The 13,665-nt window shown below is 38.2% G+C and carries 11 protein-coding genes and 1 pseudogene; 4 read left to right on the forward strand and 8 right to left on the reverse strand.

Features of this window, described 5'->3' with window-relative positions; all coding sequences use genetic code 11:
- Positions 1 to 45: 45 nt before the first annotated feature.
- Together CXF74_RS23065 and CXF74_RS21885 are read right to left on the reverse strand one after the other, a co-directional pair.
- Positions 46 to 318, reverse strand: a complete 273-nt coding sequence (locus tag CXF74_RS23065) for a hypothetical protein (RefSeq protein WP_101080997.1) — start codon at positions 316 to 318, stop codon at positions 46 to 48.
- Complete coding sequence (locus CXF74_RS21885; RefSeq protein ID WP_157822321.1) at positions 237 to 656, reverse strand: hypothetical protein; 420 nt, start codon at positions 654 to 656, stop codon at positions 237 to 239. Before CXF74_RS21885 ends, CXF74_RS23065 begins: the two co-directional genes overlap by 82 nt.
- 1,142 nt (positions 657 to 1,798) lie before the next feature.
- Here CXF74_RS21885 and CXF74_RS03410 point away from each other — a divergent pair.
- On the forward strand, positions 1,799 to 2,533 hold the full coding sequence (locus tag CXF74_RS03410; RefSeq protein ID WP_101080998.1) for a sulfite exporter TauE/SafE family protein: 735 nt from the start codon (positions 1,799 to 1,801) through the stop codon (positions 2,531 to 2,533).
- Between the two features lie 259 nt (positions 2,534 to 2,792).
- Positions 2,793 to 3,527 carry a MipA/OmpV family protein gene (locus CXF74_RS03420; protein WP_101081000.1) on the forward strand — a complete coding sequence of 245 codons (735 nt, stop codon included), beginning with the start codon at positions 2,793 to 2,795 and terminating at the stop codon, positions 3,525 to 3,527.
- Between the two features lie 399 nt (positions 3,528 to 3,926).
- Here the strand turns inward: CXF74_RS03420 and CXF74_RS03425 are convergent, their stop codons facing one another.
- Both CXF74_RS03425 and aspA read right to left on the reverse strand, forming a co-directional pair.
- Positions 3,927 to 5,234, reverse strand: a complete 1,308-nt coding sequence (locus CXF74_RS03425) for an anaerobic C4-dicarboxylate transporter (RefSeq protein WP_101081001.1) — start codon at positions 5,232 to 5,234, stop codon at positions 3,927 to 3,929.
- Positions 5,235 to 5,374: 140 nt separating this feature from the next.
- Positions 5,375 to 6,835 (reverse strand): aspartate ammonia-lyase, encoded by a 1,461-nt coding sequence (gene aspA / locus CXF74_RS03430; protein WP_101081002.1) that lies wholly within the window; start codon positions 6,833 to 6,835, stop codon positions 5,375 to 5,377.
- A 1,455-nt stretch (positions 6,836 to 8,290) separates the two neighbouring features.
- Between aspA and CXF74_RS03435 the strand changes: the two are divergent.
- Positions 8,291 to 9,027, forward strand: a pseudogene (locus CXF74_RS03435) (sulfite exporter TauE/SafE family protein).
- Between the two features lie 256 nt (positions 9,028 to 9,283).
- Positions 9,284 to 10,018: a MipA/OmpV family protein gene (locus tag CXF74_RS03440; protein WP_101081003.1), complete on the forward strand. Its 735-nt coding sequence runs from the start codon at positions 9,284 to 9,286 to the stop codon at positions 10,016 to 10,018.
- Between the two features lie 1,305 nt (positions 10,019 to 11,323).
- Here CXF74_RS03440 and CXF74_RS03445 read toward each other — a convergent pair.
- From CXF74_RS03445 to CXF74_RS03460, 4 genes are read right to left on the reverse strand one after another with little or no spacing between them, the layout of a single operon-like run.
- Entirely contained in the window at positions 11,324 to 11,971 is a 648-nt protein-coding gene (locus CXF74_RS03445) for a GNA1162 family protein (RefSeq protein ID WP_101081004.1), read from the reverse strand.
- A complete protein-coding gene (locus CXF74_RS03450; protein ID WP_101081005.1) occupies positions 11,971 to 12,339 on the reverse strand; it encodes a DUF4810 domain-containing protein in 369 nt (122 codons plus the stop codon). Before CXF74_RS03450 ends, CXF74_RS03445 begins: the two co-directional genes overlap by 1 nt.
- Entirely contained in the window at positions 12,336 to 12,656 is a 321-nt protein-coding gene (locus CXF74_RS03455; protein ID WP_101081006.1) for a hypothetical protein, read from the reverse strand. The genes CXF74_RS03450 and CXF74_RS03455 overlap by 4 nt, the downstream gene beginning before the upstream one ends.
- A complete protein-coding gene (locus tag CXF74_RS03460) occupies positions 12,656 to 13,621 on the reverse strand; it encodes a CsgG/HfaB family protein (RefSeq protein WP_101081007.1) in 966 nt (321 codons plus the stop codon). The genes CXF74_RS03455 and CXF74_RS03460 overlap by 1 nt, the downstream gene beginning before the upstream one ends.
- Between the last annotated feature and the right edge of the window lie 44 nt (positions 13,622 to 13,665).

Below are 13,665 nucleotides of genomic sequence, written 5' to 3' on the forward strand. Positions count from 1 at the left end.
TGTGAAAATCGCCTTAAACAGCTATGAGGGATTTCATCTATATGATTAGTTACCACAAATAGTGGGAAGCACATTTGACTCAAGTAAGTGATGTAGTAGATCTTTGCCTCCTCCATAGTTTGATAGGTTTTGAGCAAAAACATCCTCACATTCATCTAATAACAGTATGGTTTTGTCATTATGATTAACGATATTTTGCACTAATTTGAGAAATTGTAACCGAATAGTTGAGCTTGTTACTTTGTGTTGACCTCTACCTTGAAATGATTCAATTGTTTGAATACTAACAAGCTCTGCATTAAGTGTATTCGCCACCACTTTAGAGAATTCTGTTTTACCTGTGCCAGCCCGTAGATTAAGACATTAATCCCCTTGAAGGAGTTGTTAACAGCGACATCGAGAAAGCTAAGTAACGTCTCCTTCTCAATATATTCAAAGTCATTAAGGGTAAGTGGGGATTTTGCCAGTGGTTGTAAGATGTGGCCTAATAATTCGATATAGCATTTAGCTCTTTTACCAAATAGCTTTGCAACGATGATGCTTGGTAACCCATCAATATCCGTAAATAGTATGCTATCTGCATCGTCAGTTAAGCCTGTTTGATTAAGCAGATATATGCATTGATGCAATTCAGCCTCTTTAACAAAACGGGACATCCCCTCTTTGCTTCAATGATTCATCCTGTCGATGGTTCGGCTTAATTCGTAGAGGTTTCGCCTCTCGGCGAGTCGATGATTAGAAACCGAAATGCAGTTTCGCAGTTCTAGGGAATCATGCTTCTCAACAGCAAGAAAAAGTAACCAAAAAGTGCCGTTCCGAAACGTTTTTTATTCTTAGGTAAGCAACAACTTCTTAACGCACCGCCTTTGAATGCACATCCCTGTGCATGCAAAGGCTAATGAAATCTTCCATGATTTCTTTTGCTAAAGTTGTTACTCACCTAAGAAAAACGTAAACGGAATCTTTGCAGCCACATTGATTCCCTATACCTGTATTCAGCTGGGGGTAATCCAAATTGACAGTAAACAAAAGGAGACGCAACAACTTTTACCTTATTACGTCGTGGAAATATCGAACACCTTTTGTTCAGAATGAAAGCAGGCTATTTAAACGACTAAGGCTTAGTCAAAAAGGATCGGGTGTCTTCGATTGTTGCTTCACTCTTGATGAACAAAACTGGACATCCCCTCTTTGCTTCATGGTCGTTCGTCAAGCTCATCCAGTCGGTGATTAAGCTTAATTTACAGAGGTTTCGCCTTTTGGCTAGTCGATGATTAGAAACCAAAACGCAGTTTCGCAGTTCTAGAGAATCATGCTTCTCAACAGCAAGAAAAAGTAACCCAAAAGAGCCGTTCCGAAACGTTTTCTATTCTTAGGTAACCAACAACTTCTTAACGCACCGCCTTTGAATACACATACCAGTGCATGCAAAAACTAATGAAAATCAAGGGGCACTCAGTGCTTAGCCCGTTCATAACCCTGAACTGTCGTTCAATTCACTCCATTATTTTTTTGCTAAAGTTGTTACTCACCTAAGAAAAACGTAAACGGAATCTTTGCAGCCACATTGATTCCCTATACCTGATTAGTTTTTTCTATGGCTAAATCGTTTTTAACACTACACTGCACCCTAAGGTTTTGACGCGCTAGATTAGAGTGTTCTAATGACTATTAGCGAAAAACCCGAAGTCCCTATCGCAATTAATTACAAATAAATCCGAGCTATCGGTTTGTTTGTAATTATCTTTGTTTTTAGTGGTATCGTTATTTCAAACCATTTGATTAATCGAGAAACACCGTGCTTAGCATTATCGAACCAACCACATTATTATTAGCTTCTATCATCATATTTTTTGGCTCTTTGACTCAAGGGCTCATCGGTTTTGGTCTGGCCGTGGTCGCTGCTCCTTTTCTTTATATTGTTGATCCGCGACTTGTTCCTGTTCCCATCATATTAATGGGGCTTTCAGTTTCATTGTTAACCTTACTTAGAGAGCGTAAAGAGTTGAAATTTAATGGGATGCAATATGCATTATTAGGCCGAATTCCAGGTGGGTTTATTGGTGTCGGATTGTTATTGATAGCCCCACAACCGATACTCGGGCTGATTATTGCAAGTATTGTTGGTTTAACTATCATGCTAAGCGTACTAAAATTCAATATTAATATTAATCGCTTAAATTTATTTATCGCAGGCATATTATCTGGCATATTCGGTAATATTGCAGCCATAGGCGGTCCACCGATTGCGATTCTGTTAGCGGGTAAAGAAGCTAATCAATTCCGTGCGACACTTTCTGCCTTTTTCATTTTTAGCTCTCTGATTTCTCTTGCGATTTTAGCAATCGCGGGATTTGTAAATATGAATCAATTATTACTTTCTATTATGTTGCTCCCTGCTCTGCTTCTGGGCTATCTAGTTTCCAGTAAGTTAGTGCATCGCATTGATAAACACCAGATAAAAAGCTTAACCTTGATACTCTGTACTGCGAGCGCATTAACCTTGGCGGTAAAATCTATCGTTGAACTTTAAATCGGAGAAGGAAGCAATCGAGGACATTCCTTTTTTGATTCGGTGATATTAATTTGAAGCTCAGTCAAAAAGAGTCGGGTCTCCTCGATTGGATCTCTTTTTTCTTTTCTTTTCTTTTCTTTTAAAAGCTCTGGGCTATCCGATTTTTTCACAAAATAATAAGCTTGCGATCTAAAATCCAAAAAAATAATTTAATCCATCGTGCAATTTGTTATCGCTAAAACCGTTCTCTTTTAAATAATAATTAGGAGAGTAACAAATGAAATGTAAGCAATGGATTGGATTAATAATTAGTACGGTAGCGGTAACGTCTTTTCAAGCAACAGCACAAGAACAGTATTACGACTTTGGTTTTGTTGGTCTTGATGGAAAATATAGTCAGTCAGTCTTCACAGAAGAGCAAGGCAATTTTAGTGTCGTTCCGGATATATTCTATTACGGCGAGTATGGGTTTGTTGATGGTGGCCTTGTTAATGTATCGGTATTACCTTACTTAGGCATTTCAGGGCAATGGCGATTCGCTGAAGTATCGAATGACGTAGACTCACTTCCTAGTGGCATCGAAGACCGTGATGGTGATGGTGAGTTAGGGATAACACTAGGCACTGTTGGTGCGCGATTAACTTATTTACACGATGTAACCAATGTTCATGATGGTTACGAATTACAGCTCCATTTGGGTTATAAATTTGATACGCCATTAACAGACTTTACACTGACACCTATCGCAGAAATTGACTACAGAGATAAGCGTTTATCACAACATCTTTATAATGTTTCAACAACCGAGGCAATCGCATCAGGGTTGAATGAATTTGAAGCAGATGGTTCTTTTGTTTATAAAGCTGGCCTAGTAGGAATTTACTCATTCACGCCCAAGTGGTTAGGTTTAATTAAATTAGATGTCGAACATCATGATAGCGATAGTTCACTTATACAACGAGACCTCGCTTGGGGCTTAAGTTTAGGTGTCACTTATAAATTCACAAATTAATCAACTGACTATTGATTAATTTAAAGGCGGTATAAATAAAAAGCACTCAGTGCTTAGCTTGTTCATAACCCTGAACGGTAGTTCAATTCACTCTATTGTTTTTTGCTAAAGTTGCTGTACAGCTAAGAGAAACGTAAACGGAATCTTTGTAGCCACATTGATTCCCTATACCCATACTCAGTTGGGATAATCCAAATTTACAGAAAACACAAGGCAGACAATAACGTTCATCTCGTAACGTTGTGAAAATATACATTAGCTCTAGTAGTTCAAAATGGAAGCCGGCTATTTAAACGACTAAGGCTTAGCCCAAAGGTTCGGGGGCCCTACCTTTTTTGCCTTTTTTTATTTATTGTGGCTAATGCTGACTCAGGTATTAGCCACAATAATGAATAATAATTAAAGGATCATCCCGCCAAAAAAGAAACCGAGTATCACTGAGCTTGCAATGGTCGAGACTCCAGGGATTAAGAAGGGGTGATTAAAGACGAATTTACCAATACGAGTGGAGCCAGTATCATCCATTTCAACGGCAGCAAGTAACGTCGGATAAGTGGGTAATACAAACAGTGCACTCACGGCTGCAAAAGAAGCAATGGCGGTTAGTGGTGCGACACCGATAGCTAATGCGGCTGGCATTAGTGCGACGGTGGTGGCGCCTTGAGAATAAAGTAACATTGAAGCCAAAAATAGAATGATGGCAAGAGTCCATGGGTAATCAATCAATACTGCACCAGCAACTTCTTTAATGCCTACAACATGATTACTCACAAATGTACTACCTAACCAAGCCACACCAAGTACACAGATACATGCTGTCATACCTGAAATAAAGGTAGGTGCATTGGCTATTTTTGATGCGTCTATTTTTGTAAACACCACAATGGCAGCGGCTGCCGTTAACATGATCGCCATAATGGCTTCATTGCGCCCTAATGTCGGATCTTGGATCAAACCTACTGAGGATGAAATCGCAGCTGCGTAGATGATTACACAAATTATGGCCAGCATGAAAATACAGGTTGCAGGTTTTGCACTTGCAGGGAGTTCACGTTTAGTCACTCCTCTCATTTTAATTAATCCTTTTTTTAAACGTTCGTTATACACAGGATCATCTTTTAACTCACAGCCCATTTTATTCGCTACAAATGCACCAATCATGCACGCGATAAACGTACTTGGAATACAAATAGACAGAAGCGTTAAATAACTAACACCTACAGGCTCTAATATGCCGGAGAAAAAAACAACAGCCGCAGAAATGGGTGATGCGGTGATCGCTACTTGAGATGCAATAACGGAAATCGACAGAGGGCGAGATGGACGTATACCTTGCTCTTTGGCAACTTCAGCAATAACCGGTAATGTTGAAAATGCGGTATGTCCTGTTCCAGCAAAGATGGTCATGAAATAAGTGACGATAGGCGCATAAAAAGTTATTCTTTTGGGATTTTTACGCAGAAAATTTTCAGCCAGTTGTACTAACCAATCGAGTCCGCCTGCGACTTGCATTGCAGCAATAGCGGTAATAACAGACATAATGATTAAAATAACATCAATAGGGATAAGTGATTGGCTGGTGGGCATTCCAAGCACCAGTGATAAAAAAATCACACCTGCTCCACCTGCTAAGCCAATGCCAATACCTCCTATTCTTGCGCCTATAAATATAAAGACGATCACGGTGATGAATTCTAAAGTAATCATGAGGTATTCCTTTATTTGAAATGAATGGTGAAATGAGTGATGAAATAAATGATGAAATAAATGATGAAATGAAAAAAAATAGGAAAAATAGCGCGTTTTTATTATCAATCACACGCTATCGGTGGTTTGAACTTAATGCTCTAGCCGTAATGTCTTGCTTTATATTTAGGGTGCATTAAATTTTCTATTGAAAAAATCTCATCCAATTGTTCTTCGCTTAACAGGCCTCGTTCAAGAACGACTTCTCGGACATTTTTACCCGTTTCAGCACAAATTTTACCGACGATATCTCCTTCATGATGACCAATTAATGGGTTTAAATAAGTGACGATACCGATTGAATTAAAGACATATTGTTCACAAACCTCTTTATTGACAGTAATACCAATAATGCATTTATCAGTTAGATTTATGCACGCATTATTAAGTAATGAAATAGATTCAAATAATGCTTGTCCAATGACTGGCTCCATCACATTAAGTTGTAATTGGCCTGCTTCAGAAGCAAAGGTAATTGTGGTGTCATTACCAATCACTTTAAAGCAAACTTGGTTTACTACTTCTGGGATTACTGGGTTTACTTTAGCTGGCATGATAGAAGAGCCGGCTTGTAATTGAGGTAAATTAAGCTCATTAAATCCAGTGCGAGGACCAGACGAAAGTAAACGTAAATCATTACATATTTTAGATAGTTTAATGGCAGTACGTTTAAGCGAACTATGCACCATGACATACGCGCCACAATCTGATGTTGCTTCAATAAGATCTTCGGCAGGTGTACAGGCTAATCCAGTGATATCAGCAAGGTATTTAACTGCTAGTGGTTGATAACCTTCGGGGGTATTTAGTGCTGTTCCAATAGCAGTCGCACCTAAATTAATTTCAAGCAATAAATTAGCGGTATAGTGAATGTTTTTAATTTCTTCTTTAATAGAAGTGGAAAATGCATGAAACTCTTGGCCTACTGTCATTGGCACTGCATCTTGAAGTTGGGTACGGCTCATTTTTAAGATATCAGCAAACTCCAGGCCTTTCGCCTCAAGCGCTTTTCTAAGGTAATCAAGCGATTCAACCATGCTCATTAAACTATTATAAACAGCGATACGAAAACCTGTTGGATAAGCATCGTTGGTAGATTGGCTTTTATTAACATGATCGTTGGGATTGATAATGTTGTATTCGCCTTTTTGTTTACCCATTAATTCAAGCGCTAGATTAGCAATAACTTCATTGGTGTTCATATTAACGGATGTACCTGCGCCACCTTGATATACGTCAGATGGAAATTGATCCATGCATTTACCCGTATTAAGCATCACGTCACAAGCTTGAATAATATATTGGGCAATTTTTGAAGGAATAGAGCCTAAGTCTTTATTTGCCATTGCAGCTGCTTTTTTAGTAAAGACCATGCCACGTATAAATTCTGGGACATCTGAAATTGTGTGCTTAGATATATTGAAGTTTTCGATAGCACGAAGAGTATGAATTCCCCAGTAAGCATCGGCTGGTATTTGACGTTTACCAAGCAAATCTTCTTCAGTACGAGTTGTAATGTTTAACGTAGTTTCATTTTGTTCTAGGTAAGTTGTTTGAGACATAACAAAGCCTTAATGAAAAATTTTTATTAACAATAAAAATTAGGATATTGATCCTGCTATTGTAAAGAATCCATTCGTAAGCATGAGCTAGAAATGCACTCCAAATGCATCATCGAATTAACTGTAGATTCCTCCCTATTTAGAGGTGATTCTATAATCAAGATCAAGTTACTGAGTAAAGTAGGACATCCCTTTATTGATTCGGTGATATTAATCACCCTTGTTCAACATAGAAGGGCACTTGAAGTTGCGTCAAAAAGATATGGGTGTTCTCGATTGGATTTTTTTTCTGGGAAAAAGGAGCGGTAGAGCAAGTGAAGGGTTTGATTAGAAGGTATTTACCCAAAGGAACGGACTTTATTTTAGTCTCTTCAAAGCGAATAGAAGAGATCGAAAACACACTAAACTCAAGACCAAGAAAGTGTATCGGTTACAAAACACCTTTTGAAATCTAGTATGAAATACTTAGTGCACTTCCAAGTTGAACGTGGGTTTTGAAGCTCAGTCAAAAAGACACGGGTACCCGATTGGATCTTTATATATATTGATTAAAAACTTTCGGGCTCCCCGATGATAATTTTAACTTACTGATTTTGTTTATATCAAGATGTGAATGCCCCGATTGGCTTCCTAGGTGCCATTGCCCAGACGCTTACGTAGAATTGGCAGGATCTAAAAAATTTCATGTAAAAACAAGCTGTTTTCTTGATGTCTTTGTTGTTTTTTTTTATGAGGTTATTGTTGCATAAAGTATTCTTTTCTATTCTTCTTATTGTTTATGAAATACTGTTTACCTTAAGTTTTAGCTCGTTTAGTAGTAATAAAACAAGTTACTACTCAGCCCCTAAAAAAGTCTTAAAAATAATTAATTTAAGGATCAAAAAGGATCGACTTGCTTGATCCTTTTGAGGCGTAGATAAAACTGGATAGATAAAACTGGACATCCCCTCTTTGCTTCATGGTCGTTCGTCAAGCTCATCCAGTCGATGGTTAAGCTTAATTGGCAGAGGTTTCGCCTTTTGGCTAGTCGATGATTAGAAACCGAAATGCAGTTTCGCAGTTCTAGAGAATCATGCTTCTCAACAGCAAGAAAAAGTAACCCAAAAGTGCCGTTCCGAAACGTTTTTTATTCTTAGGTAAGCAGCAACTTCTTAACGCACCGCCTTTGCATGCAAAGGCTAATGAAAATCAAGGGGCATTCAGTCGGGATAATCCAAATTGACAGCAAACACAAGGCAGGCAATTAAAGTTTATATCGCTGAATCGTTTTTAACACTACACTGCACCCTAAGGTTTTGATGCGCTAGATTAGAGTGTTTTAATGACTATTAGCGAAAAACCCGAAGTCCCTATCGCAATTAATTACAAATAAATCCGAGCTATCGGTTTGTTTGTAATTATCTTTGTTTTTAGTGGTATCGTTATTTCAAACCATTTGATTAATCGAGAAACACCGTGCTTAGCCTTATCGAACCAACAACATTATTATTAGCTTCTGTCATCATATTTTTTGGATCTTTGACTCAAGGGCTCATCGGTTTTGGTCTGGCCGTGGTCGCGGCTCCTTTTCTTTATATTCTTGATCCGCGACTTGTTCCTGTTCCCATCATACTAATGGGGCTTTCAATTTCATTATTAACCTTACTTAGGGAACGTAAAGAGTTGAAATTTAATGGGATGCAATATGCTTTATTAGGCCGAATTCCAGGTGGGTTTATTGGTGTCGGATTGTTATTGATAGCCCCACAACCGATACTCGGGCTGGTTATTGCAAGTATTGTTGGTTTAACTGTCATGCTCAGCGTACTAAAATTCAATATCAATATTAATCGCTTAAATTTATTTATCGCAGGTATATTATCTGGCATATTCGGTAATATTGCGGCTATATAGGCGGTCCACCGATTGCGATTCTGTTAGCGGGTAAAGAAGCTAATCAATTCCGTGCGACACTTTCTGCCTTTTTTATTTTTAGCTCTCTGATTTCTCTTGCGATTTTAGCCATCGCGGGATTTGTAAATATGAATCAATTATTACTTTCTATTATGTTGCTCCCTGCTCTGTTTCTGGGCTATCTAGTTTCCAGTAAGTTAGTGCATCGCATTGATAAGAAGCAGATAAAAAGCTTAACCTTGGTACTCTGTACTGCGAGTGCATTAACCTTGGCGGTAAAATCTATCGTTGAACTTTAAATCGGAGAAGGAAGCAATCGAGAAGCAATCAAGGGCATCCCTTTTTTGATTCTGTGATAATTTGAAGCTCAGTCAAAAAGAGTCGGGTGTCCTCGATTGGAGCTCTTTTTTCTTTTCTTTTAAAAGCTCTGGGTTATCCGATTTTTCCACAAAATAATAAACTGCCAATCTAAAATCCCAAAAACAATTTAATCCATCGTGCAATTTGTTATCGCTAAAACCGTTCTCTTTTAAATAATAATTAGGAGAGTAACAAATGAAATGTAAACAATGGATTGGCTTAATAATTAGTACGGTAGCGGTAACGTCTTTTCAAGCAACAGCACAAGAACAGTATTACGACTTTGGTTTTGTTGGTCTTGATGGAAAATATAGCCAGTCAGTCTTCACAGAAGAGCAAGGCAGTTTTAGTGTCGTGCCGGATATATTCTATTACGGCGAGTATGGGTTTGTTGATGGTGGCCTTGTTAATGTTTCGGTATTGCCTTATTTAGGTATTTCAGGACAATGGCGATTCGCTGAAGTATCGAATGACGTAGACTCACTTCCTAGTGGCATCGAAGACCGTGATGGTAATGGTGAATTAGGGATAACACTAGGCACTGTTGGTGCGCGGTTAACTTATTTACACGATGTAACAAATGTTCATGATGGTTACGAATTACAGCTCCATTTAGGTTATAAATTTGACACGCCATTAACAGGCTTTACGCTAACGCCTATCGCAGAAGTTGACTACAGAGATAAGCATTTATCACAGCATCTTTATAATGTTTCAGCAACCGAGTCAATCGCATCAGGGTTGAATGAATTTGAAGCTGATGGTTCTTTTGTTTATAAAGCTGGCCTAGTAGGAATTTACTCATTCACGCCTAAGTGGTTAGGTTTAATTAAATTAGATGTGGAACATCATGATAGCGATAGTTCACTTATACAACGAGACCTCGCTTGGGGATTAAGTTTAGGTGTCACTTATAAATTCACAAATTAATCAACTAACTAGGATTAACTTAAAGGCGGTATAAATAAAAAACACATCAGTGCTTAGCCTGCTTATGCCTCTTATCTTTTGCTAAAGTTGTTACTCACCTAAGAAAAAGATATAGGGGGTCTGTGTTGTCACATTGATTCCGTATACCGGTATTCGCAGGGGAGGGAACCTACCTTTTGGGGTTTTTATAGTCGGTCGTCAAGCTTAATTGGCAGGGGTTTCGCCTTTTGGCGAGTCGATGATTAGAAACCGAAACGTAGTTTCGCAGTTCTAGGGAATCATGCTTCTCAACAGCAAGAAAAAGCTAATGAAAATCAAGGGGCACTCAGTGCTTAGCCCGTTCATAACCCTGAACTGTCGTTCAATTCACTCCATGATTTCTTTTGCTAAAGTTGTTACTCACCTAAGAAAAACGTAAACGGAATCTTTGCTACTGCATTGATTCCCTATACCCGCACTCAGTCGGGATAACCCAAATTGACAGTAAACACAAGGAGACATAATAACGCTCATCTCATCACTTCGGAGAGGTCTCCATTGCCTCTAGTTCAGAATGGAAGTGGATCATTTTAACTACTGAGGCTTAGTGAAAAAGGTTCGGGTGTCCTGCCTTTTCCTGGTGGGTGCAAAGGCTTGTAAGACTTCTTCTGGAATTCAGGAGGGCGCGACTCCCCATAAAGAGTCATTAAGACGCCGGATATATGTCAAGAAACCGTTATCTCAACAGTGAAAAAGCAATTCAGGAAAGGTGATCTATCTAATAAAACGATAAAGAGCAAAAACAGGTTTAACCAGAAAACCTAGCCCTTACTGTTTAAGTGGCGACGATTATTTTGCACGATATCGATTATTAAATAGCAAAGAAAAAACAGTGTAACCTTGATTTATAAGGAGTGACCATATATGTCCCCGATTGGCTTCTTTAAAGCGTTGGATGTTTCCAATTTTCAAACCTATCGTAATGATGAGCCATACCGCTTGTTCCGCTGGTAAGCGTCGACATCGAATACTTGCTTTTAATGACGCCTCTCAATCCATATGGTCTCAATAACAGTTAAAACGTTGCTGTACTATGAGTCTTTTTTTCAAATAACTTATAAACTAATTCCGTTTCTTGATTGAAAAAATCCCCTACCTTTAATAAGATTGAGGGTTTTTATCTATCTGCAAACTTGTTTTATTTTTATTCATAGATATTTAAATGATCGACATTGACCAATTAGGTAGCCTTCAAGTTATGCGTTTAACGGGTATTATGATAAATGTATAGATTCACCTAATGAGATATACCAATCATATTAACTACTATTTTTTTAACGGCAAAGCATAAGGTCCATTAGGTAAAGATGTAGCTGCATCGATATGAAAAACTTGCTGATTGGCTGCATTTGTTAAAGGCATATAATCAGGAGCCGCTCGATTTATTGCTGACGTAATCAACATACTAATCAGATCAACAAGCGCATTGCCTGACGAACCACTATCTGGCGTATAAGCCATGGCTTTCGTTGCCTTCCAAATTGTTTCACCCTCTTTATTTCTAAATTCATAAGAAAAGTTAATATTCGTTGTACTAGACAAAACTAAATACGTGGTGTCCCAAGTATTAATCGTAACGTAAAGCACAACATCAGCACCAAACATATCCGCTAGCTGATTAGTTGGTAGGTTTTGGATTTGATATGGTTCATAAAGTCCTTCATATTCAAGAACAGTTTTTACCGTATAAGACGGGAATACGTAGTACCCTTTCTCTGCCAATAACACTGGCAATGAACTATATACAGCTAAAGGGGCTTGCACATCTACGCTGTGATTAACAACAGGCAGTACGAGTATAGATGTAGGGCTATGCTCTGTAAATCTCATGTCTTTAGCGATAGGCTTAGTTGTTTGACAAGCGCTCAGCACGAATGGAATAATAAATATTAGTGTTAGCTTAAAAAATCTCATTATTTATCTTCCTTTGGTAATTGAAGCTTAAGATTATCCACAAGCGCTTGCATTAAAAATTTACTCTCAGACCAAGCGTTTGATTCCTTATTGTAAAACTCTATCGCTTTAGGTATATCGCCTGTCTGCAAAGCAAAAGTACCAACTTCAGCATAAAGCCCTGGTGCGGGCTTTTTGTCACTTTTCTCAATTTCTTTTAGATGCGCCTCTAGAATGGCTGGAAACTCAGCCGCACCAACAGGATCATAATAATATTCATACAAATCACTCTGATATCCACCCCAGCTATAAAGTGAATTTTTTGTTGTCTGACAACCAGACAACAAAAAAGGTAATGTGAGGATAAAAATAATCATTATTTTTTTCATTTGATGATGATCTCCTTAGTTACGCCATCACCAAGGTATATTTTTCGAGATGAAATTAATTCATTATTTTTATATATTTCAATAAGATGCGTTCCAGAAAGAACTCTCAATGCTTCATTTGTATCTGTGTAAGGGGCAATAGAGCCATTATCCAAATTATCGATAGAGACAGAGTAATTTGAAACATTACTCTCACCAGTAATGCTAAATGTTAGTTGCGGTCTATTATCGACAGTCTTACTCTCTAACGTCGGCATTTGAACACACCCGGCCAGAACAAAGGCATAAAAATAAAGCATAATAAATTTAGTTTTCATTATTTTTTCTCCAAAACATTAAGTTCGTTAAATTTATAATTATCAATAGAGCCACTTACGATTGATGCGACAGCACCTTCATTACTCTCGTTGTCACCAAACAACTGAAGTATTTTGATACTAGCCACTTCTTTACCAGGAAGAGTAATCACAAACCCTGTTTGCTTAGACTTTATTTCCTTACCCTGAGTCTCAACATTAAATACCATGCCTTCTCTTATACCCTGAGATTTACCCCCACTGATATAAATGACACCATCTTCAACCGTTAAAATATCGGTTTTCCAAGGGCGGGTTTGCATTTCTTGAGTCAGTTTATTGATTGCATCTGAAATCGCGTTGGAGATGGCTAAATCATTAAGCGTTCCGTCATATCCTGCTTTAGATCCGAAACCAGCTACAGACTCTGATTCAGAGCTAGACTCCCCCGCACCTGATAAAGAGTAGTAAACGAGTCCTGTTTTTGTATCGACTAAACGAAGATCAACTTTTGCATGGGCAACTTGTTTTTTTGTAGAGGAAAGAAATCCACTTTCACCCTCTGTTTTTCTCCCAAATTCAGTAAGTGAACCAATTATTAATGTATCAACACCAACCAAATTTGTTTCCTCGCCTGTGAGCTTTGCTTCATCTTGAAGGCGAGCAATATCTGGTCTCTCAAAAACCATATACTGACCTGATTGAGTTAAAGACTTAGACAGCATGTCAGTCACTTGCTTGCCCAAAACATCTCCCTTAGCATCGCGAAGGAGACTTTTACCGTATGTTGTCTCATTTGTAATTCGGCCTAATGCTACTTTTCGCTTCAGTGTGGGAGCTACAACAAGTTCCAATGCCGCTTTTTGGGCTGTAGCTTGTGCCTCTTGAGAGTGTTCGCCTTCAACACCTTTCATTTGAGGAGATTGTGTTGCGCATCCCAACATCGCCGTAGATAAAATTGAAACAGCTATTAATTTATACTTCATGGTTATTCCTTAGTTTAAAATTATGAGAATTACTGCGTTTTTAA

Origin of the sequence: Psychromonas sp. Urea-02u-13 (genome assembly GCF_002835995.1) — a bacterium.
In the GTDB taxonomy this organism is placed as follows: Bacteria; Pseudomonadota; Gammaproteobacteria; order Enterobacterales; family Psychromonadaceae; genus Psychromonas.